Genomic DNA, 22,572 nt, shown 5'->3' on the forward strand with positions numbered 1-22,572 from the left:
GCACGAATGATACGTTCGGTCGACCTGACTCTGAAATTAACCCGGCTACCCATGAAAAAAATCATCTTGTTCAGCGCTGCAGTCCTGTCGCTCGCCAGCTGCGGCGGCGGTGGCTCCGACAGCGCAGTCGTCGCGCCGGTGTCGACCTTGGCGGCCTCCAGCACCCTGCAAAATCTGTGTGCGGCGCCGCGCCCCGGCAGCGTCGACACCCAGGGCACGCTGGACAATGAAAAAGCCTATCTGCGCTCATTCACCGATGAAACTTATCTCTGGTACAAGGAAGTGCCAACCACCCTCAATCCGGCCGACTATGCGACCCCGGCGGCCTATTTCGACGTGCTGAAAACCGCGGCCAAGACGGCGTCCGGCCGCCTCAAGGATCAATTCCACTGGTCGGTGACCCAGAAGGAATTCGACCAGCAGACGTCCGGCATCACCGAGGATTATGGAATTCAATGGGCGGCCCAGGCCAGCGCGCCGCCGCGCAAGTGGATCGTCGCCTCGGTGGTGCCGGCATCGCCGGCGGCGCAGGCTGGCATCAGGCGCGGCGACTTGCTGACGTCGGTCGATGGCGTCGACTTTGTCAGCGGCAGCGACATTACCACGCTGAACAATGGCTTGTTCCCGTCGGCCATCGCGCCGCATAGCTTCGGGTTCACCAGCCAGGGCATCGCGGTGACCGCCACGCTGACGCCGGCCACCATCGATCATGTGCCGGTGCAAAACGTCAAGACGGTGGCAACCCCGAGCGGCACGGTGGGCTATTTCTCGTTCGACGAACACATTGCGAAATCGGAACCGATGCTGATCGATGCGATCAACCAGCTAAAGGCAGCCAATGTCACGGACCTGGTGCTGGACCTGCGCTACAACGGCGGCGGCCTGCTGTATATCGCCAGCCAGCTGTCCTACATGATCGCCGGGCCCACCACCACCAGCGGCAAGACCTTCGAGAAGCTGATGTACAACGACAAGCTGAGCAGCAAGAACGAGATCTATCCGTTCTACACCATCACGTCCGGTTATGCCGGTCCGAGCGGTGTCGCACTGCCCACCCTCGGCTTGAAAAAAGTGACGATCCTGGCCAGCTATGGCACCGCCTCGGCCAGCGAATCGATCATCAACAGCCTGCGCGGGGTCGATGTCAACGTCACCCTGATCGGTGACGCGACGCGCGGCAAGCCGTATGGCTTCGTGCCGCAGCCCAACTGCGGTTACGTGTACTACGCGATCCAGTTTGCCGGCGTCAATGACAAGGGCTACGGCGATTATGCCGACGGCTTCCTGCCGACCTGTTCGATGCCCGATGACTTTACCCACCAGCTCGGTGACCCGGCGGAAAACCGTTTTGCGGCGGCACTCAGCTACCGCACAAGCGGTGTCTGCCCGCCGGTTCCAACGGCTGTCGCCAGCCTGAACGGCGGCGGCCTGAACCTGAACTATCAGCTGGTGCGCTCACAGTTGAAGGAAATGCGCACCCTGAAGAAGCCGCAGCCATGAATCACCGGCTGACGTGCTGTGCCGGCCGGTTCGGCTTATGCGGCCTGTTACCGGCGCTGCTGCTCGGTGCTTGCCAGGCAGTGGCAGTGACGCCTGAAAAGGATGCGCTGTTGCTCAATCCCGGCATCGAAGCGCAGCAAGAATTGCGCGCTACCGTGGCCCGCCTGATCAATCACGAGTCGGTCAAATTGTCCGACAAGGACTTGACCGAGAGCAGTTATCTCGCGGTCGAACGGGTGCGGCTGCGCGACAAGAACGGGGAACTGATGCAGGGACGCGAGACCGAGAAACCGCACACCTTCCACTTGGTCAAGCAAGGCGATGCCTGCTGGCTGGTGTATGTCAATACCGGGCAGCGCAGCGTCCTGTCCAAGGCGCAGTGCCGCGAAAAATAGCCCTCGGCGATCATGAACACCCCCGCCTTGCGCGAGTCGGGGGTGTTTTTTTATCCGGACTGAGAGTGAATTTGCGGCAGATTGGTGGACGCCGCACTGCCGCCCGCGCCTGCTGGCAAACGCTCGAATCAGCGCAGCGCCACGTCCGCCACCGGTGCGCCGGTCATCGCCAGCAGTTGCGCCGGGGTCAGATTGAATACTGCGTGCGGATGGCCGGCCGCGGCCCACAGATTGCCCAGCTTTAACAAATCGGCATCGACCAGCATGATCGTTTTTTCAAGATGTCCGATCGGGCACACGCCGCCGATCGTGTAACCGATACGCTGCTTGACGAACCGGGCGTCGGCCCGGCCGACCGGTCCGACGATGGCCGCGACCTTCTGTTCGTCGACCCGGTTGACGCCGCTGGCGATCACCATCACCGCAGCGTCATCGGCCAGGCGCCGGAACACGATCGATTTGGCGATCTGCGCGACGTCGCAACCGAGACCGGCGGCGGCCGCCGCCGAGGTCTTGCCGGTTTCCGCCAGCAGCACTATCGGCTGGTCGTGGCCGAGCGCGGCCAGCAAGCCGGCCACCCGTTGCGCGCTGTCGGGCAGCTTTGGTGCCGACCGCAATCAGGCCGCCCGCTTCGCGACGATCGCATTGCCGGCGCGGCTAACCGCCTTGCGCCCCAGATGCTGCGAGATGAACTGGCCGGCATCGACCACCGCGTTCAGGTCGATGCCGGTTTCGATGCCCAGACCCTGCATCAAAAACAGCACGTCCTCGGTGGCGACGTTACCGGTCGCGCCCTTCGCATACGGGCAGCCGCCGAGGCCGGCGACCGACGCATGGAAGATCGCGACGCCGACTTCGAGGCTGGCGTAGATGTTGCCGATACCCTGGCCGTAAGTGTCGTGGAAATGGCCGGACAGTTGCGCCAGTGGAAATTCCTGCGCGGCGCGCTGCATCACTGTGTGGACCTGGTGCGGGGTGCCGACGCCGATGGTGTCGGCGATATCGATCTCGTCACAGCCGAGGTCGCGCAGGCGCCGCACCACGTCGGCCACCACATCGGGTGACACTTGCCCCTGATATGGACAGCCGAACGAGCAGCTGATGCTGCCGCGCAGACGCTTGCGATGCTGCTTGGCCGCTTGCGCCACTTCACGAAAACGCTCGATCGATTCGGCGATCGAGCAATTGATGTTTTTTTGCGAGAACGCTTCCGACGCCGAGCCGAAGATCACGACTTCGTCGGCGCCGGCTGCCAGCGCTGCTTCGAAACCCTTCATGTTCGGCGTCAGCACCGAATACACCACGCCGGGCTTGCGCGTGATGCCGGCCATGACCTCGGCCGAGGTCGCCATCTGCGGCACCCATTTCGGCGATACGAAGGAGGCCGCTTCGATGTTGGCGAAACCGGCTTGCGTCAGGCGGTTGACCAGTTCGATCTTGACCTCGGCCGGAATGGTTTCCTTCTCGTTCTGCAGGCCGTCGCGCGGCCCGACTTCGACGATTTTTACGTGTTTCGGCAACGTGGCGTTCATCTCAATATCCTCGGTTTCGGTCAACCAGACCGGCTATCGGTTCACCGCGCTGCAGGGCGCGGATCTTGTCGGCAATCTGCCGGATGCTCTCGTCGCGCAAGGTCAGCGCCGCGACATGCGGCGTCAGGGTGATGCGCGGCTCCTGCCAGAACGGATGCGTCGGCGGCAGCGGTTCCTTGCGCACCACGTCCAGCGTGGCGCCGGCAATATGACCATTTTGCACCAGCGCCAGCAAATCTTCCTCGACCAGATGGGCGCCGCGCGCGACGTTGATCAGGTAGGCCGCGTGCGGCAATTTTTCCAGCGTGCGCCGGTCCAGCAAATTGGTGGTTTCCGGCGTCAGCGGCAAGGCACAGACCAGCACCCGGCTGTCGCACAGGAATTGGTCGAGTTCGTCGCTGCCGGCATAACTGTGGACGCCGGGCACGACCTTGTGATTGCGGCTCCAGCCGTTCACCCGGAAGCCGAAGTGCTGCAAGGCCGCCGCCATGCGGCTGCCGAGTACACCCAGACCCAGAATCCCGACCGCGAAATCCTGCTTGTCGTATGGCGGCAGAAAGCGCCATTGGCCGTCGCGCGCCTGCAGCTCGTACTGATCGAAACGACGGAAATAGCGCAGCACCGCATGACTGACATATTCGGCCATCTGCAGTGCCATGCCGGCATCTTCGAGACGCACGATTGGCACGCTGGCGGGCAAGGCCGCACCCAGCTGCAGCACCCCATCGACGCCGGCGCCGAGGTTGAACACTGCCTTCAGGTCGCTGCGCCCTTGCAGCAGCGCCGCCGGCGGCTTCCACAACACCGCGTAATCGGCCGGTATCGGGGTGGCATCGTCCTCGCGCCAGACCTGCAACTGTGCTTCGGGAAGGGCGCGGGCGAAACCCTCGATCCAGGGTTCCGGCTTGCCGTCGGGGCTGTAGAACAGGATGTTCAGTGGCATGGCTTGTCTCTCAAAATATGCCGGCTTGGTTGCCAAGCGTATGGCAATACTGATGAATTCACAAACTGCCCGGTCAGTCCCTTCCCCTTTTTAGGGGGAAGGTTAGGATGGGGGTGAGTTGTTCGCTCAATAGCCGACCGTGTGTCCGACCGTACTACCCCACGTCCAGTCGTATCCGCTTGCGAGCGGATACCGCTACGCAGGCAGGAGGCACGCCTCCTGAATTCCCTGCTTCGCCCCTAACCCCCTCAAGAGGGAGCGAGTTAAGCCCCGGATCGATTGACGCATTGGGCATGTGCCCCATCAAAAAATCAAGCCGCCTTGAACGCCAGCAACGGCGCGCCATCGGCGACTTGATCGCCGACCGCGTACAGAATATCTTCGACCACGCCGTCGCGGGGCGCCGCGATCGTGTGTTCCATCTTCATCGCTTCCATGATCACCAGCGGGTCGCCTTTCTTGACTTCCTGCGCCTTGGCCACCAGCACCGCGACCACCTTGCCCGGCATCGGCGCGGTCAGGCGCCCGCCTTCGGCCTCGACTTCGCCGGCATGCGCCATCGGGTCGTTGTACTTCAGCACCACATGCTGGCCGCCGCTGAACACGTGCAGCGCGTCGCCATCGCGTTTGACCGTACCGCGCACCATGTGGTCACCCAGCTTGATGCCGAGGTCGACACCATGCCGCTCGACCAGTTGCGCAGTCGCCTGCTGGTCGCCGACAGCGATGCGCCAGCCATCGGTCAGGTAAGCGACCGTCACTGCGTAACTATTGACTTCATCGGCAAATCCGAGCTGACGATGCAGCGTGCTGTTCATGCGCCAGCCATAGGCGCCCAGCCACGGGTCGCCGGCATGGCCGTGGTTCGGGTTCAACGCCGCCTGTTCGGAGCGGATCAGCGCGACCGCCGCCAGCGCCAGCTGCGGCAAGCTGGCCAGCGCCGCGGGCGGGAACAGGCTGTCCTGATTGCGTTCGATCAGGCCGGTATCGAGCGCGGCGCTGGAAAACGCCTGGCTTTCGATCAGGCGCTTCAGGAACGCGATATTGCTGGCCACCCCGACGATCTGGTATTCGGACAGCGCCTGCGCCATCCGTGCCAGCGCTTCCTGACGGTCCTTGCCCCAGACGATCAGCTTGGCGATCATCGGGTCGTAGAACGGCGAAATGGTGTCGCCCTCACGCACGCCGCTGTCGATGCGCACCGCGGCCGGCGCCGCCGCGCCACCACCGAGTTCAAACGAGACTGCCTGTGGCGCGCGGTTGTGGTGCAGCGTGCCGATCGCCGGCAGAAAGCCTTTTTCCGGGTTTTCGGCATAGACTCGGGCTTCGATCGCGTGGCCGTGGATCCGCAGTTCGGCCTGCGATTGTGGCAACGGCTCGCCGGCGGCGACCCGCAACTGCCATTCGACCAGGTCGGTGCCGGTGATCATTTCGGTGACCGGATGCTCGACCTGCAAGCGGGTGTTCATTTCCATGAAGTAGAACGAGCCGTCCTGATTGGCGATGAATTCCACCGTGCCGGCGCCGACATAGCCGACCGCCTTGGCGGCAGCCACCGCGGCCGCGCCCATCGCGGCGCGGCGCTCGGCGGTCATGCCGGGCGCCGGCGCTTCTTCCAGCACTTTCTGATGGCGGCGCTGCACCGAGCAATCGCGCTCGAACAGGTAGACGCAGTTGCCGCGGCTGTCGGCGAACACCTGGATCTCGATGTGACGCGGCCGGCTCAGATATTTTTCGGCCAGTACCTTGTCGTCGCCGAACGAGCTGATCGCCTCGCGCTTGCAGGATGCCAACGCGGCCTTGAAATCGATCGATTTCTCGATCACGCGCATGCCTTTGCCGCCACCGCCGGCGCTGGCTTTCAACAGCACCGGATAACCGATCTTGTCGGCCTGCGTTTGCAGGAAATCGGCGTCCTGATTGTCGCCGTGATAGCCCGGCACCAGCGGCACCCTGGCTTTGTCCATCAAGGATTTGGCCGCCGACTTGGAACCCATCGCCCGGATCGCCGAGGCCGGCGGCCCGATGAACACCAGGCCTGCCTTGGCGCAAGCGTCGGCAAAATCGGAATTCTCGGACAGGAAGCCGTAGCCCGGATGGATCGCCTGCGCGCCAGTCGCCAGCGCGACTTCGATGATCTTGTCGCCACGCAGATAACTTTCCTTGGCCGGCGCCGGACCGATCAGCACCGCCTCGTCGCACACCGCGACGTGCTTGGCGTTGGCATCGGCTTCCGAATACACGGCCACCGTCTTGACACCCATCTTGCGCGCAGTTGCGGCGACACGGCAGGCGATTTCGCCGCGGTTGGCGATCAGGATCTTGGCAAACATGGCATCTCTTTCACTTGTCGAATCGAACTCTCGAATACAGTCCCTTGCACACAGGACACACTCTGCCGCGTCATGCCGGCGCAAGCCGGAACGCGCTCAGGCAAGCAACTGGCGCGACTTATTTGCAGCCACCGGCTTCCACCACGCCGCGCGTTTTCAAACCCAGTTTCGCCAGCAACGCCCGATCGTCTTCCGCATCCGGGTTGCCGGTCGTCAGCAGCTTGTCGCCATAAAAAATAGAATTGGCGCCGGCCATGAAGCACATCGCCTGCACCGCCTCGCCCATCTGACGCCGCCCCGCCGACAGCCGCACGCGCGCCTTCGGCATCGTGATGCGCGCGACCGCGATGGTGCGCACGAATTCGAGCGGGTCGAGCGGGTCGAGGCCGTGCAGCGGCGTGCCTTCGACCTGCACCAGATGGTTGACCGGCACCGATTCCGGATACGGGTTCAGGTTGGCCAGTTGCGCGATCAGGCCGGCGCGCTGGCGGCGCGATTCGCCCATGCCGACGATGCCGCCGCAGCAGACCTTCAGGCCGGCGGTGCGCACATGGCCGAGCGTGTCGAGCCGGTCCTGGTAGTCGCGGGTCGAGATCACGTTGCTGTAGAACTCGGGCGCGGTATCGAGGTTGTGGTTGTAGTAATCGAGGCCGGCATCCTTCAGGCGCTGCGCCTGCTCCTCCTTCAGCATGCCGAGCGTGGCGCAGGTTTCCAGCCCCATCGCCTTGACTTCGCGCACCATGGTTTCGACTTTTTCCATGTCGCGATCCTTCGGTGAGCGCCACGCCGCGCCCATGCAGAAGCGGGTCGCGCCGTTATCCTTGGCGGCGCGCGCGGCAACCATGACTTCGGTGATATCGAGCATCTTCTTGGCTTCGACGCCGGTGTCGTAGCGCGCGGCCTGCGGGCAGTAACCGCAATCCTCTTCGCAGCCGCCGGTCTTGATCGACAGCAAGGTCGCCAGTTCCACATCGGCCTGCGGGAACTGCGCGCGGTGTACTTGCTGCGCCTGGAACATCAGATCGTTGAACGGCAGATCGAACAGCGCCAGCACGTCGTCGACCGGCCAAGTGGCGGCCTCGATCGGCTTAATCGGCGGCTGAAAATTGAGCGCTTGCGATCCGGTTTGGGCTTCTGCCAGTGTTTCTGTGTGCGACATGAACTATTCCTTTTACATCAACAAATAAAATCAGTGAGATCCGTCGGGCCATCCCGGCAGACAAGAAAAATCAAGGTGAGCGGCTGCCGCCGCAGCCGACGCCACCGCCAGCCGCGGCACACAGCCGAGCAGCGGCGCCGGTAGCCGCGCGCGCAGCGCTGCGACATTGTCGGTTGCGTACGGCATCTCGGCGTCGACAGTATTGGCGACCCATCCGGCCAGCTGCAGGCCGCGCGCGGCGATCGCCTCCGCCGTCAGCAAGGCCTGGCTGAGACAGCCGAGCCGCAAGCCGACCACCAGCACCACCGGCAGCGCCAATTGTTGCGTCAGGTCGGCGGTATCCGTGCTGTCCGATAACGGCACACGAAAGCCGCCGACACCTTCCACCACCACCGCATCGGCGGCGCCAGCGATCTGTCGGTAACAGTCCAGAATGTGCGCCAACTCGATCTGCACGCCGTCCTGGGCGGCCGCGACATGCGGCGCGGTGGCGGCGCGCAGCAGATACGGCGTGGTCAACGCCGGCGCCAGTTGCAGCGTGCTCTCGGCGGCCAGGCTGTCGGCGTCCTCATTGTGCCAGACGCCATCGCGCAGCTCGGCGCCGGCGGCGACCGGCTTCATGCCCACCGTGCGGCAGCCCCGTTGTTGCGACAAACGGTGCAGCAGCGCGCTCGACACCAGCGTCTTGCCGATTTCGGTATCGGTACCGGTGACGAAGCAGGCGAAGCGCGGCGCGGTGGCCGTAGTTAAATTCATCATGCGGCACGCTCGGTCGAATTCGGCGCGTCCGGCGCGCTCAGTGTGTGCAACGCTTCCAGCGCATGCACGGCATCGATCAATTGCGCCACGTCGTCGCTGGTGTGCGCGGCCGACAGCGTGATGCGCAGACGCGCCGTGCCGGCGGGGACCGTCGGCGGCCGGATCGCCGGCACCCACAGGCCCTGCTGGTATAACGCGGCGGCCGCTGCCAGCGCCTGCGAATTATCGCCGATCACGATCGGCTGGATCGCGGTGCTGGACGCGATATGCTGCCAGCGCCGCAGCCGCAAGCCGGAGCGAAGCTGCGCAATCAGCGCCTGCATGTGGGCGCGACGGGCCGCGCCTTCGGCACCGCCGATCAGGTCGAGGCTGGTCAGCAGCGCATGCGCCAGCGCCGGCGCGGCGGCCGTGGTGTAGATGTAGGGACGGGCCCGTTGCACCAGCCATTCGATCACGCTGGCATGGGCCGCGACGAAGGCGCCACCGACACCGGCGGCCTTGCCCAGCGTGCCGACATACACCAGATGCGATGAGCGCAAGTTGAAATGCTCCAGCGCGCCGCGGCCATGCGCGCCGAGCATGCCGAAACCATGCGCATCGTCGACCACCAGCCAGGCGCCATGCCGTTCGCACACGGCCAGCAATTCGGGCAGCGGCGCCAGATCGCCGTCCATGCTAAATACGCTGTCGGTGACCACGATCTTGGTGACCGCGCTGCTGGCGGCCAATAGCGCATCCAGTGCCGCGGCGTCGCGATGCGGATAGACCTTGACCGTGGCGCGCGCCAGCTTGGCGCCATCGATCAGCGATGCGTGGTTGAGCGCTTCCGAAAAAATTTCCGCCTCGCCTTGGCTGTCGGCAGCCGCCAGCGCGGTCAGCACCGCCAGATTGGCCATGTAGCCGGTGCAGAAATACAGTGCGCGGGCCGATTCCAGATGCGGTGCGACGAAACCAGCCAGCGCCTGTTCCAGCTGCGCATGCGCCCGCGAATGACCGCTGATCAGATGCGAGGCGCCACTGCCGACACCATACAATGCAGCGCCCTCGCGCAACGCCTCGATCACGCGCGGATGCGCGGCCAGACCGAGGTAATCATTGCTGCAAAATGCCAGCATCGCGCGGCCGTCAACCTGCACCCGCGGCGCGCAGGGCGTGTCGGCCACGCGCCGGCGACGGCGCAGGCTATGCTGGTCGAGCGCCTGCAGTTGGCGCTCCAGTTGGTCGAGTAGTTCCATACTATTCCGCGATCACTTTCTCGAACACCGCCTGGGTGCGCGTCGCCAGGCCATCGATCTCGTCGTCGTCCAGCACATACGGCGGCATCAGGTAGACGCTGCGGCCGATCGGCCGCAGCAGCAATTCATGTTCCAGCGCGGTGCTGAAGAAACGCCGTGAGAAAGTCGCGGCGGCCGCGGCGTCATCGGGTACGGCGTCGAACGCCCAGATCATCCCGCGCTGGCGGAAATGCTGCACCTTGTCGTGCGTCGCCAGTGGCGCCAGCGCGGCGCTCAGTTTTGCCGCGCGCTCCCGATTGCGCACCAGCACATCGTCTTCTTCGAAGATCGCCAGCGTCGCCAGCGCCGCACGGCAGGCCAGCGGATTGCCGGTGTACGAATGCGAGTGCAGAAAGCCGCGTGTCACATCGGCGCTGTAGAACGCCTGATAGATATCGTCGCGCGTCATCACCAGCGACAGCGGCAGATAACCGCCGCTGATGCCTTTCGACAGGCACAGGAAATCAGGCCAGACCGGTTGACCATCCAGTTCGGCTTGCTCGCACGCAAAGAAAGTCCCGGTGCGGCCGCAACCGACCGCGATCTCGTCGAAGATCAGATGCACGTTATAACGATCGCACAGCGCCCGCACTGCGGCCAGATAAGCCGGGTCATGCATCGCCATGCCGGTCGCGCACTGCACCAGCGGCTCGACGATCACGGCCGCGATGTTGCCGGCGCGCTGCTGCAACAGCGACTCCAGATCGGCGGCGGCGCGCCGCGCGACGTCCAGCGCCGATTCGCCATCCACGGCTAGGCGCGCATCGGGCGACGCCACCACATGCGCCTGCCGCAGCAAAGGACCGTAGGCATCGCGGAACAGCGCAACGTCGGTTACCGCCAGCGCGCCGATGGTCTCGCCGTGATAGCCGCCCTTCAGGCAGACAAATTCCTGCTTGTCGCCGTGGCCGGCGTTGCGCCACGCGTGAAAACTCATCTTCAGCGCGATCTCGACCGCCGAGGCGCCATCCGACGCATAAAAACAATGGCCCAGCACATGGCCGGTGCGCGCCGCCAACTGTTCGGACAGTTCAATCACCGGCTCGTGCGTGAAGCCGGCCAGCATCGCGTGCTCCAGCCGGTCGAGCTGGTCCTTCAGCGCCGCATTGATGCGCGGATTGGCGTGGCCGAACAGGTTGACCCACCAAGAGCTGATCGCGTCGAGATAGCGCTTGCCGTCCTGGTCGTAGAGCCAGGCGCCACGGCCGTGGCTGACCGGAATCAGTGGCACAGTTTCGTGATGCTGCATCTGGGTGCACGGATGCCAGACACTGCGCAGGCTGCGGGCGACCCAGTCGGATTGTTGGTTTGCTGCCAAAGTTACTCCAAAAAATCTTGATGCTTTATGCAATGTGCAATGTGCAATGTGCAGTATGCAGTGTGCAGTGTGCAGTGTGCAAAACTTAACTAACGTATAACCGGTTCCCTCCCCCTTGCAGGGGGAGGGTTAGGGAGGGGGTAGTGCGGTCGCTAAACGACACTGGTTGTTCATCGACCGCCGCACCCCCATCCCAACCTTCCCCCTCACAGGGGGAAGGAGCCGACCGTTGCGGGGCGATGGTTACGCTGGATGAATACCATTCAAAGCATCCACTACTGTTGCTAACACCCCGTCCAAATTATTCAACACATCGTTGTTCCAAAACCTCACAACCTGCCAGCCCTGCAATTGCAAAAACGCAGTCCGCCGCGCGTCATACGCTATCCGATCCTGATGCTGGCCGCCATCCAGTTCAATCACCAGCTTCTTATCAAGACAGGCAAAATCGGCGATGTAAGGCCCGATCGGATGCTGGCGTCGGAAGCGGCTATGTTCCAGCTGCTTGCCGCGCAATGCGCGCCACAACATGCGTTCCACGTCCGTCATGTCACTGCGTAGCGAGCGGGCGTTGGCCGTGGTTTGTTCTTGTATGCGCCGCATCCTGATTGACCGCTCTACCCCCATCCCAACCTTCCCCCTCAGAGGGGGACGGAGCTAGTTAAGCTAACCAGCTCGGCTTGCGTTTCTCCAGGAACGAACGCACCCCTTCCCGGCCCTCGTCCGACGCGCGGATCTGCGCGATCCCTTCCACCGTGGCGGCGATCAGGGCCTCGGTCAGCGGCATGCCACCAACCTCGCGCACCAGTTTCTTCGCCTCTGCCACCGCATTCGGGCTATTCGACAGCAGCGCTTTCACGATCTCGGCGACCTTGGCATCGAGCGCGTCGGGCGCCACCACTGCATGCACGAAGCCGATGCGCTGCGCTTGCTGCGCGTCGAAACGTTCGGCGGTGAGGAAATAACGGCGCGCCGCATTCTCGCCCATCGCCTTGATCACGTAAGGCGAGATCGTGGCCGGGATCAAGCCGAGCCGCACTTCGCTCAGGCAGAAATTGACCTCTTCGGCCGCCACCGCGATATCGCAGGCCGCCACCAGTCCCATGCCGCCGGCGTAGCAATCGCCCTGGATTTTTGCGACCACCGGCTTTGGACACAGATAGATGGTGCGCAGCATCTCGGCCAGCAGCGCCGCATCCGCACGGTTCTCGTCGTGCGTGTAGTCGGCCATCTGCTTCATCCAGTTCAGGTCGGCGCCGGCACAGAAGGCCGGGCCGCGCGCCGCCAGCACGATCGCGCGCACCTCCGGGTCCTGACCGAGCGCGCGGAATGCTTGTGTGAGCTCGGCGATGGTGGTCTGGTTGAATGCGTTGCGTACCGCCGGCCGATTCAGCCAGACGGTGGCAACGCGTTGTTCCTGTTGAATCTCGAGGGTCTGATAGTCCATGGTGCCGTCCTTACTGCCGTGCTTACCTGCATTACATCCGGAACACGCCGAACTTGGTGTCGGCAATCGGCGCATTCAACGCCGCGCTCAAACCCAGGCCGAGCACGGTACGGGTATCGGCCGGGTCGATCACGCCGTCGTCCCACAAGCGTGCGGTGGCGTAGTACGGATGGCCCTGGTGCTCGTATTGATCCTTGACCGGCTGCTTGAAGGCTTCTTCTTCTTCGCGGCTCCAGCTGCCGCCCTTCTGTTCGATGCCGTCGCGCTTGACGGTGGCCAGCACGCTGGCGGCCTGGTCGCCACCCATTACCGAGATCCGCGCATTCGGCCACATCCACATGAAGCGCGGCGAGAATGCGCGCCCGCACATGCCGTAGTTGCCGGCGCCGAAGCTGCCGCCGATGATCACGGTGAATTTCGGCACCGACGTGGTGGCGACCGCAGTCACCATCTTGGCGCCGTTGCGCGCGATGCCTTCGTTTTCGTACTTGCGCCCGACCATGAAGCCGGTGATGTTCTGCAGGAACACCAGCGGGATCTTGCGCTGCGAGCACAACTCGATGAAGTGGGTGCCCTTCAGCGCCGACTCCGAAAACAGGATGCCGTTGTTGGCGATGATGCCGACCGGCATGCCGTAGATATGGGCGAAGCCGCAGATCAGCGTGGTGCCGTAGCGCGCCTTGAATTCATCGAACTCGCTGCCGTCGACGATGCGGGCGATCACCTCGCGCACGTCGAACGGCTTGCGGGTGTCGGTCGGGATCACGCCGTACAGCTCCTGCGCCGGATATTTCGGCTCGACCGGTTCGCGCAGCACCAGTTGCTGCGGTTTCTGACGGTTCAGGTTGGCAACGATGCTGCGCGCGATCGACAGCGCGTGCAGGTCGTTCTGCGCCAGGTGATCGACCACGCCGGACAGGCGGGTATGGACGTCGCCACCGCCGAGATCTTCCGCGCTCACTACTTCGCCGGTAGCGGCCTTTACCAGTGGCGGGCCGCCGAGAAAGATCGTGCCCTGGTTCTTGACGATGATCGACTCGTCGCTCATCGCCGGCACATAGGCGCCGCCGGCGGTGCACGAGCCCATCACCACCGCGATCTGCGGGATGCCCTTGGCCGACAGGTTGGCCTGGTTGTAGAAGATGCGGCCGAAGTGGTCACGATCGGGAAACACGTCGTCCTGATTCGGCAGATTCGCGCCACCACTGTCGACCAGGTAGATGCAGGGCAGATTGTTCTGCTCGGCGATTTCCTGTGCGCGCAGATGCTTCTTCACCGTCATCGGGTAGTAGGTGCCGCCCTTGACGGTGGCGTCGTTGCAGACGATCACGCACTCCTGCCCGGCCACGCGGCCGATGCCGGTGATGATGCCGGCCGCCGGCGCGACGCCGACGCCGTGATGGTCCTTGTACATCGCGTAGGCTGCCATCTGCGAGAATTCCAGGAACGGCGTGCCCGGATCGAGCAGCAGCTGGACCCGCTCGCGCGGCAGCAGCTTGCCGCGCGCCACGTGTTTCTTGCAGGCCGCTTCGCCGCCGCCCTGCGCCAGCGCGGCGACCTTGGCCTTCAGATCGTCGACGATCAGCTGCATCGCGCCGAGGTTTTGCTTGAAGTCCTCGCTGCGGGGATTGAGTTTGCTTTCGAGCTGCGGCATGAATGCTTCCTTCCTGTTTCAGGCTGGGCCTGGATTCTTGTTCTGTATTGCTGTTGAATGCGGGTTCGCTGGCGGCGACGTCCGGCCCGGGTTCACTGCCCCGGAAAGCTGCCATCCAGGTAGCGCCAGCGAGCGCCCGGTTCACCATCGCGGACAAACCGACTGACCTCGTGCAGGCGTTGCGCGCGCCCGTTCACCTTGTAGCGCGCGACGAATTCAACCGTGGCGTGCCGGCCGTCGCCATCCTCTTGATGCCGCAGCAACTCCAGCCCGAGCCACTTGATGCCGTCCTCGCACAGCGGCCCATCCGGGCAGGTGTCCGGATGCCAGCTGGCGCGCAGGTAGGCCTCGTCGCGCAGCACGAACGCGGTGTAGCGCGAGCGCATCAGCTGCTGGGCGTTGGCCGGCACCTGTGCGCCGCCGAGGTAGCGGCCGCAGCACTGCGCGAACGGCCCGAGCCCGCACGGGCAGGGCTGCGATGGCGATGGACGCGTCATCTTGAATCGCGCCCTGCCGGGAGTATGCTCAAATTCATGCTTGATGCGGGCGAATTGATTGGGCCTTTAAAAATACTGGGCATAGTATATTTAAGCATCGCATGCGCCCCGCGGCTCAGATCTTGCCGTTTTTCAGCATCGCGTCGACTTGGTCGAAGCGGTCGAAACCCCAGAAGCCTTCATTGTCGACGATCACGTACGGCGAGCCGAACACGCCGCGCGCCATCGCCAGATCCATCTCGGCCCGCAGTTGATCCTTGACCTGCGCGCTGTTGATGCCTTCCGCCATGCGGCTGGAGTCGAGTCCCATGCCGGACGCGATCTTGGCGATATGCACCGGGTCACCGATGTTGACGTCATCCACGAAATACGCCTTGAACACCGCCTTGGCGAATTCGATTGCACGCTCGTCGCCATACTTGTCCTTGACCCACAGCATGGCGCGCGCAGCCGATTGGGTCGGCAGCGGAAATGCCTGCGGCAGCTTGTAGGCGATGCCGTGAAAGCGCGCGCTTCGTTCAAAATCGCGCACCGAGTATTCGCCCTTCATCGGGATCATCGGCAACGGCATGCCGCCGGTGGTCTTGAACACCACGCCCAACAAGATCGGATGCCATTCGACATCGCGTCCATATTTTGCGGCCAGTTCGTCGATGCGGGTGGAAGCGAAATAGCCGTAAGGCGAGGCGAAGTCGAAATAAAAATGGATGGCTGCGGCCACATTGTCTCCTGTTGGTTCAATAAGTCTGCGAAGCGATTTTAATTCCCTCCCCCTTGCAGGGGGAGGGTTAGGGTGGGGGTAGTGTCGTCGCTTAACGACACTGGTTGTTCATCGACCGCCGCACCCCCATCCCAACCTTCCCCCTCAAAGGGGAAGGAGCTGTCCTTGCCTTTTTTGACTTTACTCTGCGCGTCACCGTTGCTGAGTTGGCGTCGATTCAACCAGCGGCTTACGCCAACGCGCGCCCAATCAAGATTTTCTGGATATCGCTGCTGCCCTCGTAAATCTGGCAAACCCGCACATCGCGATAAATCCGCTCGACCGGGAAATCGGTCACATAACCGTAACCGCCGTGAATCTGGATCGCATCGGAACAAACCCGCTCGGCCATCTCGGACGCAAACAGCTTGGCCATCGCCGCCTCTTTCAGGCAAGGCTTGCCGGCATCCTTCATGCTGGCCGCGTGCCAGATCAACTGACGCGCCGCCTCGATCTGGGTCGCCATGTCGGCCAAGCGGAACTGCACCGCCTGATGCTCGAAGATCGGCTTGCCGAAACTCTCGCGCTGCTTGGCGTACTGCAGCGCGGCCTCGAACGCGGCGCGCGCCATGCCGACTGCCTGCGAGGCGATGCCGATGCGCCCGCCCTCGAGACCGGACAGCGCGATCTTGTAGCCTTGCCCTTCTTCGCCGATCAGGTTGGCGGCGGGGATGCGGCAGTTCTCGAACAGGATCTGCGCAGTATCGGACGAATGCTGGCCGAGTTTTTCTTCCAGTCGCGCCACGATGTAACCGGGCGCATTGGTCGGCACCCAGAATGCGCTGATGCCTTTCTTGCCGGCCGCCTTGTCGGTCACCGCCATCACGATTGCCACATCGGCGTACTTGCCGCTGGTGATGAATTGCTTGACGCCGTTCAGCACGTAATGCTCGCCGTCGCTGTCAGTTTCTTTTCTTGCCGTGGTGCGCAAGGCCGCGGCGTCGCTGCCGGTGTGCGGCTCGGTCAGCGCGAAGGCGCCGAGCATCTCGCCGGCCGCCAGCGGTCGCAGCCATTGCTGCTTCTGGGCGTCGTTGGCATACATCATCGCGATGCTGCAGACCGGGCAGTTGTTGACCGAGATCACGGTCGAGGTGCCGCCGTCGCCGGCCGCGATCTCTTCCAGCACCAGCGCCAGCGCGACGTAATCGAGGCCGGCGCCGCCCAGCGCTTCCGGCACCGCGACGCCGAACGCGCCGAGCGCTGCCAGTTCTTTCAGTTCGTCTTGCGGGAAATGGTGTTCCTTGTCCCAGCGCGCCGCCGATGGTGCCAGTCGCTCCTGGGCAAATGCGCGCAACGCGTCGCGGATCATTTCATGCTGTTCGGATAAAACCATGTTGTTCGTTTTCTGTGACGGTCAGCCGTGCTGCATGGCCTGGCATTGGCCGCTAGCCTGCGTCTGGTCACGCTCAATATTCACGATAAAAAGATGGGTTGCGGATCGCGCAACCCATCCTGTTGCTGTTCGACTAGCGTTGTTCGGCTACCGATCTTCAGTGACTGGTCGCCTGTTACAACGCTGCCAAGCCATCACACCAGTTCGATCGCGATCGCCGTGCCTTCACCGCCGCCGATGCACAGCGATGCAACACCGCGCTTGCCGCCGGTTTTTTGCAGCGCGCCGATCAGCGTCACCATAATGCGGGCGCCGGAGGCGCCGATCGGATGACCGAGGGCGCAGGCACCGCCGTGAATGTTGACCTTGCTGTGCGGAATGTCGAGTTCCCGCATCGCCGCCATCGGCACCACGGCGAACGCTTCATTGATTTCGAACAGGTCGACGTCCTTGGCGGTCCAGCCGACTTTCTTGAACAGCTTCTGCATGGCGCCGACCGGTGCGGTGGTAAACCAGTTCGGTTCCTGCGAATGCGTGGCGTGGCCGAGCACCTTGGCGATCACCTTGCAGCCGAGTTTCTTGGCGGTCGATTCACGCATCATGACCAACGCCGCAGCACCGTCGTTGATCGACGACGACGACGCGGCCGTGATGGTGCCGTCCTTCTTGAACGCCGGTTTCAGCGACGTGATCTTGTCGAGCTTGGCCTTCATCGGGCCCTCGTCCTTGTCGATCACGACGTCACCGCCGCGACCTGACACCGTGACCGCCGCGATCTCGTTCTTGAACGAGCCGTCGGCGGTCGCCGCCTGGGCGCGCTTGACCGATTCGATCGCGAACGCATCCTGCTGCTCGCGCGTAAAAGTGTACTTGCCGGCGCAATCTTCGGCGAAGGTGCCCATCGCGCGGCCCTTGTCGTAGGCGTCTTCCAGACCGTCGAGCATCATGTGGTCGTAGATGGTGGCGTGGCCGATGCGGTAGCCGCCGCGTCCTTTCGGGATCAGGTACGGGGCATTGGTCATCGACTCCATGCCACCGGCGACGACCACTTCGTTGGTGCCGGCGACGATCGCGTCATACGCGAACATCGCGGCCTGCATCGCCGAGCCGCACATCTTCGACATCGTGACGGCGCCGGTGGACACCGGCAGGCCGGCCTTGATCGCGGCTTGGCGCGCGGGCGCCTGGCCTTGACCTGCCATCAGGCAGTTGCCGAAAAATACGTTCTCGACCAGCTCCGGCTTGATGCCGGCGCGCTCGACTGCAGCCTTGATCGCGACTGCGCCCAGCTCATTGGCGGACACTGAGGCGAAATCGCCCTGAAAAGCACCCATCGGGGTGCGGGCTGCGCCAACAATAACAATAGGGTCGTCCATGGTAATTCTCCAGATTAGGCAGCTTGCGCCGCAGGGTTTACGATGTTTAATTGCGTCGGAGTAGAGGTCTGATCGCCCACTTCATTGCTTGCTTGGTGGCTAAGCTGAGTGCTCAATTGATCGGTCGACTGGTACCCGGCCTGATAACTGAAACGACATTCCTGCGGGTAGGGAAACACGTCGTCAACATACCCTTCTATTATGCGCTGTTTGCGGGCCTGCCAAAACTGCGCGGTCAGCAAATCGGCGTGGTGCTTCATGAAAAAATGACGCACCTTGGTATTTCCCAAAAGAAACGTGCCGAGTTGCTCCGGGAACACGTCATTCTTCGCAATCGGATACCAAGGCTCGGCCGCCATCTCATCCTCTTCATTGTGCGCTTCGGGGATCGTGCGGAAATTGCAATCGCTGATGTATTCGATCTCATCATAATCGTAAAAAACGACACGGCCGTGACGCGTGACGCCGAAGTTCTTGTACAGCATGTCGCCGGGGAAAATATTGGCCGCCATCAACTCCTTGATCGCGTTGCCGTATTCGATGATGCCGCGTTCGATCGCCGCATCGTCATCAATAGCCTCGGCCGCGGCCAGATAGATATTCAGTGGCACCATGCGCCGTTCGATATACAGATGGCGGATGATGATCTGATCGCCGTCTTCTTCCAGCATCGACGGCGCATGCTGCTTCAGTTCGGCCAGCAGGGCTTCGGCGAAACGGCTGCGCGGGAACGCGACGTTCGAATATTCGAGCGTATCGGCCATCCGCCCGACCCGGTCGTGGTGTTTCACCAGCAGGTATTTTTCCTTGATCAGCGCCCGGCTGGTGTCTTTCGGCGGCGGGAAGAAATCCTTGATCACCTTGAACACGTAAGGAAAGGACGGCAGCGCGAACACCACCATCACCAGCCCGCGGATGCCGGGGGCGCTTTCGAAGCGGTCGGACGAATTCCGCAGGTGATGCAGGTAGTCGCGGTAAAACAGCGCCTTGCCCTGCTTCTGCAAGCCGAGGACCGTGTAAATCTCGCTGCGCGGCTTCTTCGGCAGCAAGGTACGCAGGAACTGTACGTAGGCCGACGGCACTTCCATGTCGACCTGAAAATAGGCCCGGGTAAACGAAAACAGCACCGTGATCTGTTCCTGGTCGAACAGCACCGTGTCGAGCACCAGCTCGCCCTTGCGGTTGTGCAGGATCGGCACGATGAACGGGTATTCATGGTTGCCGTTGATGCCCTTGCCGACGAGGTAAGCGCCCTTGTTGCGGTAAAACAGGCTGGCCAGCACCTGGATCTGGTGGTTCGGCTCCAGCGGTTGGTCACCGAGCATGGCCTTGAGCCGGGCCTCGACCGCCTCCACATCGCGCGTCAGGTCGGCGAACGTGGCCCGCAGCTGGAAGTTGGTGATGATGCGCTTGAGCGTAAAGCGCAAACCGTCGCGCGCCGGATAATAGACGCGGTAAGTCGGCGTCGCTTCGGCATTGTCGATGTACTCGGTCGAAATGACCGGCCGCACGAAGATGAAATCGTTATTGAAATAGGTGCGGTGCAGGATGTTGCAACAGACCGAATTGAAAAAGGTTTCGGCCAGTTCCGGCTGCTTGTGATCCGACAGCATGCCGATGTAGTGCAACTTGACCTCACGCCACACGGCATCGGTCAGGTCGCTCGGGTCGTATTCGTCTTCCAGCGCCGTCACGCACTCATGCACCCGCCGATCGTAAAAGTCGATCCGTTCGCGTGCCGCGAGCTGCCCGACCTTCCAGTCGCCGTCCTCGAAATGCCGCTTGGCAGCCTGACTGATGGCACGAAACAGCCGGTAATGCTTGTCGAAGCCGTCCAGTATCGTGCGCGCAATATCGAAAGCGATTTGCGACGACAACAGTTTAGGGAAGGCGGCTTGCGTCATAGTGGTATCAGGCAGGTTCTAGGTTATTCCAAGCCTGTAGTTTAACCAAATCCACACCGATGCCGCCACACACCACGATCAGCGGCTTTTTAAATTCCGTGAGCAGGTCCGGATACTGATACGCCACTGCCAGCGCTGCGCCGCAGGCCGGTTCGACCAGCGTGCGCATGTCGTTGGCAAAACGCAGGCAGGCATCCACTGCTTGTGCATCGCTCACGGTGATACTGCGGATGTCGTGCCGGCGGGTCCAGTCGAACGCCTGTTGCGCCACACGGCGCGCACCCAGGGTGCTGGCAATCGAGGTAATCGCCGGCAGGGTGACCAGCTCGCCGGCTTGCATCGCGGCTTGCAGCGAGGCTGCGCCTTCGGTTTCCACCGCAATCACCGGCACATGCGCCAGACCGTTGCGGTGCAGCCCCTGCACGATGCCGCTCAGCAAGCCACCGCCACCGACCGAGCAGATCACGACATCAAACTGACTCTGGCTGGCCGCTTCATCAATTAGGGTTGCGTTGCCATCCCAGATATCCGGATGATCGAAAGGCGGGATATAGACCGCGCCAGGCTGATCGCAAAGACGCAAGGCGGCCTGATTGGTGTCATCCCAGACGCCGCCTTCCACGATCAGCTCGGCACCGATGGCGCGTATCGCCTGCCGCACGGTTTCGGGTGTGGTCTGCGGCACCAGGATCGTGGTACGCACGCCCAGCGCCGCGCCGGACACGGCAGCCGCAAACCCGGCGTTGCCGCCAGAAGGACAGACCAGGTGCGTCGCGCCTTTGGCCACTGCGCGCTGGCACAGCACACCGATGCCGCGCAGTTTGAAGGAGCCGGACGGCTGGCTGCTTTCCATCTTCAGCCAGACTTGTTTGTCCAGTTGGGCAGACAGACTGCGGTGCTCAAGCAAGGGGGTTTGTATATGCAGTGTGGTCATGAGGTTAAATGTCAGAGCGCATACCCATGCGGCTTTCAAGCCAAAAGCGGCTGAAAAGGCGCATGCATGCTGCGAAACGGCAAGGGTCGAACATGCTTATTTGGTTTCCGCGAACAATTCGCGCCCGATCAACATGCGGCGAATCTCGCTGGTGCCGGCGCCGATCTCATACAGCTTGGCGTCGCGCCACAGGCGGCCGACCGGGTAATCGTTGATGTAACCGTTGCCGCCCAGGGTCTGGATCGCTTCGCCCGCCATCCAGGTCGCCTTCTCGGCCGCATACAGGATCGCGCCGGCGGCGTCCTTGCGCAGCGCGCGCACCGCTTCCGGCGTGGTGGCGCGGTCGCAGGCCTGACCGACCGCATAGACATAGGCCTTGCAGGCCATCATGGTCGAATACATGTCGGCCAGCTTGCCCTGCATCAACTGGAACTCGCCGATCGGCTGGCCGAACTGCTTGCGGTCGTGAACGTACGGCAGCACCGCGTCCATGCAGGCCTGCATGATGCCGAGCGGGCCACCCGACAGCACGGTGCGCTCGAAATCGAGGCCCGACATCAGCACGTTGACACCCTGGCCGAGACCGCCAAGCACGTTTTCGGCCGGCACTTCGCAGTCCTGAAATACCAGTTCGCCGGTGTGCGAGCCGCGCATCCCGAGCTTGTCGAGCTTTTGCGCGATCGAGAAACCCGGGTAGCCTTTTTCGATCAGGAACGCGGTCATGCCGCGCGGGCCGGCTTCGAGGTCGTTCTTGGCGTACACCACCAGCGTGTCGGCGTCGGGGCCGTTGGTGATCCACATCTTGGAACCGTTCAGCACCCAGCGGTCGCCCTTGAAGTCGGCGCGCAGCTTCATGCTGACCACGTCCGATCCGGCGTTCGGCTCAGACATCGCGAGCGCGCCGACGTGTTCGCCGGAGATCAGCTTCGGCAGGTATTTGGCTTTTTGTTCGGGCGTGCCGTTGCGCTTGATCTGGTTCACGCACAGGTTGGAATGCGCGCCGTAGGACAGGCCGACCGAGGCCGACGCGCGCGAGATTTCTTCCATCGCGATGATGTGGGCCAGATAACCCATGTCGGCGCCGCCATATTCTTCGCCGACCGTGATGCCGAGAATGCCGAGGTCGCCCATCTTTTGCCACAGGTCCATCGGGAACTGGTCGCTGCGGTCGATCTCGGCAGCGCGCGGCGCGATTTCGGCCGCGGCAAATTGCTGAATGGTTTCACGCAGGGCGGCGATGTCTTCGCCGTGGTCAAAGTTCAAGCCAGTGAGATGCAGCATGTCGTCCCCAGTCGGTCAGTTGGTGCGGAGTGATTATAGTTGCTCAATTGCCAATTAATTGCCAATGATGTCGAAGCAAAATAATACGCTTAATTGACGTTTACGTAAACGTCAAGTGAGCATCCAGCAAACGTTCGGCAAACGTCCGGCAAACATCAGGCCCACGCCGCTAA

General features: G+C 62.8%; 20 protein-coding genes. 2 read left to right on the forward strand and 18 right to left on the reverse strand.

Translation table 11 applies throughout. The annotated features are described in order from the left end of the window. Window positions 1-51: 51 nt before the first annotated feature. Window positions 52-1,500, forward strand: coding sequence for a S41 family peptidase (locus ACFOFO_RS10715; RefSeq protein ID WP_390327753.1), 1,449 nt, complete (start codon window positions 52-54; stop codon window positions 1,498-1,500). Continuing rightward, the gene (locus ACFOFO_RS10720; protein ID WP_390327754.1) at window positions 1,497-1,895 is read left to right on the forward strand and encodes a hypothetical protein; all 399 of its coding nucleotides are present in this window, start codon (window positions 1,497-1,499) and stop codon (window positions 1,893-1,895) included. The genes ACFOFO_RS10715 and ACFOFO_RS10720 overlap by 4 nt, the downstream gene beginning before the upstream one ends. Window positions 1,896-2,023: 128 nt before the next feature. Here ACFOFO_RS10720 and ACFOFO_RS10725 read toward each other — a convergent pair whose 3' ends face one another. The 18 genes from ACFOFO_RS10725 to ACFOFO_RS10810 form a co-directional block, all read right to left on the reverse strand. Then, window positions 2,024-2,512, reverse strand: a complete 489-nt coding sequence (locus ACFOFO_RS10725; RefSeq protein ID WP_390327755.1) for a YbaK/EbsC family protein — start codon at window positions 2,510-2,512, stop codon at window positions 2,024-2,026. Further along, window positions 2,513-3,427 (reverse strand): hydroxymethylglutaryl-CoA lyase, encoded by a 915-nt coding sequence (locus ACFOFO_RS10730; protein ID WP_390327756.1) that lies wholly within the window; start codon window positions 3,425-3,427, stop codon window positions 2,513-2,515. It abuts the gene before it with no gap. 1 nt (window position 3,428) lies between these two features. Further along, entirely contained in the window at window positions 3,429-4,364 is a 936-nt protein-coding gene (locus tag ACFOFO_RS10735) for a 2-hydroxyacid dehydrogenase (RefSeq protein WP_390328312.1), read from the reverse strand. A 317-nt stretch (window positions 4,365-4,681) separates the two neighbouring features. Then, window positions 4,682-6,703 carry an acetyl/propionyl/methylcrotonyl-CoA carboxylase subunit alpha gene (locus ACFOFO_RS10740; RefSeq protein ID WP_390327758.1) on the reverse strand — a complete coding sequence of 674 codons (2,022 nt, stop codon included), beginning with the start codon at window positions 6,701-6,703 and terminating at the stop codon, window positions 4,682-4,684. A 118-nt stretch (window positions 6,704-6,821) separates the two neighbouring features. Then, window positions 6,822-7,862, reverse strand: a complete 1,041-nt coding sequence (gene bioB, locus ACFOFO_RS10745) for a biotin synthase BioB (RefSeq protein ID WP_390327759.1) — start codon at window positions 7,860-7,862, stop codon at window positions 6,822-6,824. Window positions 7,863-7,892: 30 nt separating this feature from the next. Beyond that, window positions 7,893-8,621, reverse strand: coding sequence for a dethiobiotin synthase (gene bioD, locus ACFOFO_RS10750; protein WP_390327760.1), 729 nt, complete (start codon window positions 8,619-8,621; stop codon window positions 7,893-7,895). Beyond that, a complete protein-coding gene (gene bioF, locus ACFOFO_RS10755; RefSeq protein WP_390327762.1) occupies window positions 8,618-9,856 on the reverse strand; it encodes an 8-amino-7-oxononanoate synthase in 1,239 nt (412 codons plus the stop codon). The genes bioD and bioF overlap by 4 nt, the downstream gene beginning before the upstream one ends. Before the next feature lies 1 nt (window position 9,857). Beyond that, window positions 9,858-11,213: an adenosylmethionine--8-amino-7-oxononanoate transaminase gene (gene bioA / locus ACFOFO_RS10760; RefSeq protein ID WP_390327763.1), complete on the reverse strand. Its 1,356-nt coding sequence runs from the start codon at window positions 11,211-11,213 to the stop codon at window positions 9,858-9,860. A 243-nt stretch (window positions 11,214-11,456) separates the two neighbouring features. Continuing rightward, complete coding sequence (locus ACFOFO_RS10765; protein WP_390327764.1) at window positions 11,457-11,840, reverse strand: endonuclease domain-containing protein; 384 nt, start codon at window positions 11,838-11,840, stop codon at window positions 11,457-11,459. A gap of 34 nt (window positions 11,841-11,874) precedes the next feature. Then, window positions 11,875-12,660 carry an enoyl-CoA hydratase/isomerase family protein gene (locus ACFOFO_RS10770; RefSeq protein ID WP_390327766.1) on the reverse strand — a complete coding sequence of 262 codons (786 nt, stop codon included), beginning with the start codon at window positions 12,658-12,660 and terminating at the stop codon, window positions 11,875-11,877. A gap of 31 nt (window positions 12,661-12,691) precedes the next feature. Continuing rightward, window positions 12,692-14,314 (reverse strand): carboxyl transferase domain-containing protein, encoded by a 1,623-nt coding sequence (locus ACFOFO_RS10775; RefSeq protein ID WP_390327767.1) that lies wholly within the window; start codon window positions 14,312-14,314, stop codon window positions 12,692-12,694. A gap of 92 nt (window positions 14,315-14,406) precedes the next feature. Beyond that, window positions 14,407-14,811, reverse strand: a complete 405-nt coding sequence (locus ACFOFO_RS10780) for a YchJ family protein (RefSeq protein ID WP_390327769.1) — start codon at window positions 14,809-14,811, stop codon at window positions 14,407-14,409. A 115-nt stretch (window positions 14,812-14,926) separates the two neighbouring features. Beyond that, complete coding sequence (locus ACFOFO_RS10785) at window positions 14,927-15,532, reverse strand: 2-hydroxychromene-2-carboxylate isomerase (RefSeq protein ID WP_390327771.1); 606 nt, start codon at window positions 15,530-15,532, stop codon at window positions 14,927-14,929. 229 nt (window positions 15,533-15,761) lie between these two features. After that, window positions 15,762-16,904, reverse strand: a complete 1,143-nt coding sequence (locus ACFOFO_RS10790) for an acyl-CoA dehydrogenase family protein (RefSeq protein ID WP_390327772.1) — start codon at window positions 16,902-16,904, stop codon at window positions 15,762-15,764. A 194-nt stretch (window positions 16,905-17,098) separates the two neighbouring features. Further along, a complete protein-coding gene (locus ACFOFO_RS10795; protein ID WP_390331524.1) occupies window positions 17,099-18,280 on the reverse strand; it encodes an acetyl-CoA C-acetyltransferase in 1,182 nt (393 codons plus the stop codon). 14 nt (window positions 18,281-18,294) lie between these two features. Further along, complete coding sequence (gene aceK, locus ACFOFO_RS10800) at window positions 18,295-20,184, reverse strand: bifunctional isocitrate dehydrogenase kinase/phosphatase (RefSeq protein WP_390327773.1); 1,890 nt, start codon at window positions 20,182-20,184, stop codon at window positions 18,295-18,297. Between the two features lie 7 nt (window positions 20,185-20,191). After that, window positions 20,192-21,118 carry a pyridoxal-phosphate dependent enzyme gene (locus tag ACFOFO_RS10805; RefSeq protein ID WP_390331525.1) on the reverse strand — a complete coding sequence of 309 codons (927 nt, stop codon included), beginning with the start codon at window positions 21,116-21,118 and terminating at the stop codon, window positions 20,192-20,194. A 96-nt stretch (window positions 21,119-21,214) separates the two neighbouring features. Beyond that, on the reverse strand, window positions 21,215-22,399 hold the full coding sequence (locus ACFOFO_RS10810) for an isovaleryl-CoA dehydrogenase (protein ID WP_390331526.1): 1,185 nt from the start codon (window positions 22,397-22,399) through the stop codon (window positions 21,215-21,217). Window positions 22,400-22,572: the final 173 nt, after the last annotated feature.

Origin of the sequence: Pseudundibacterium arcticum, assembly GCF_042646465.1 — a bacterium.
In the GTDB taxonomy this organism is placed as follows: domain Bacteria; phylum Pseudomonadota; class Gammaproteobacteria; order Burkholderiales; family Burkholderiaceae_D; genus Undibacterium_A; species Undibacterium_A arcticum.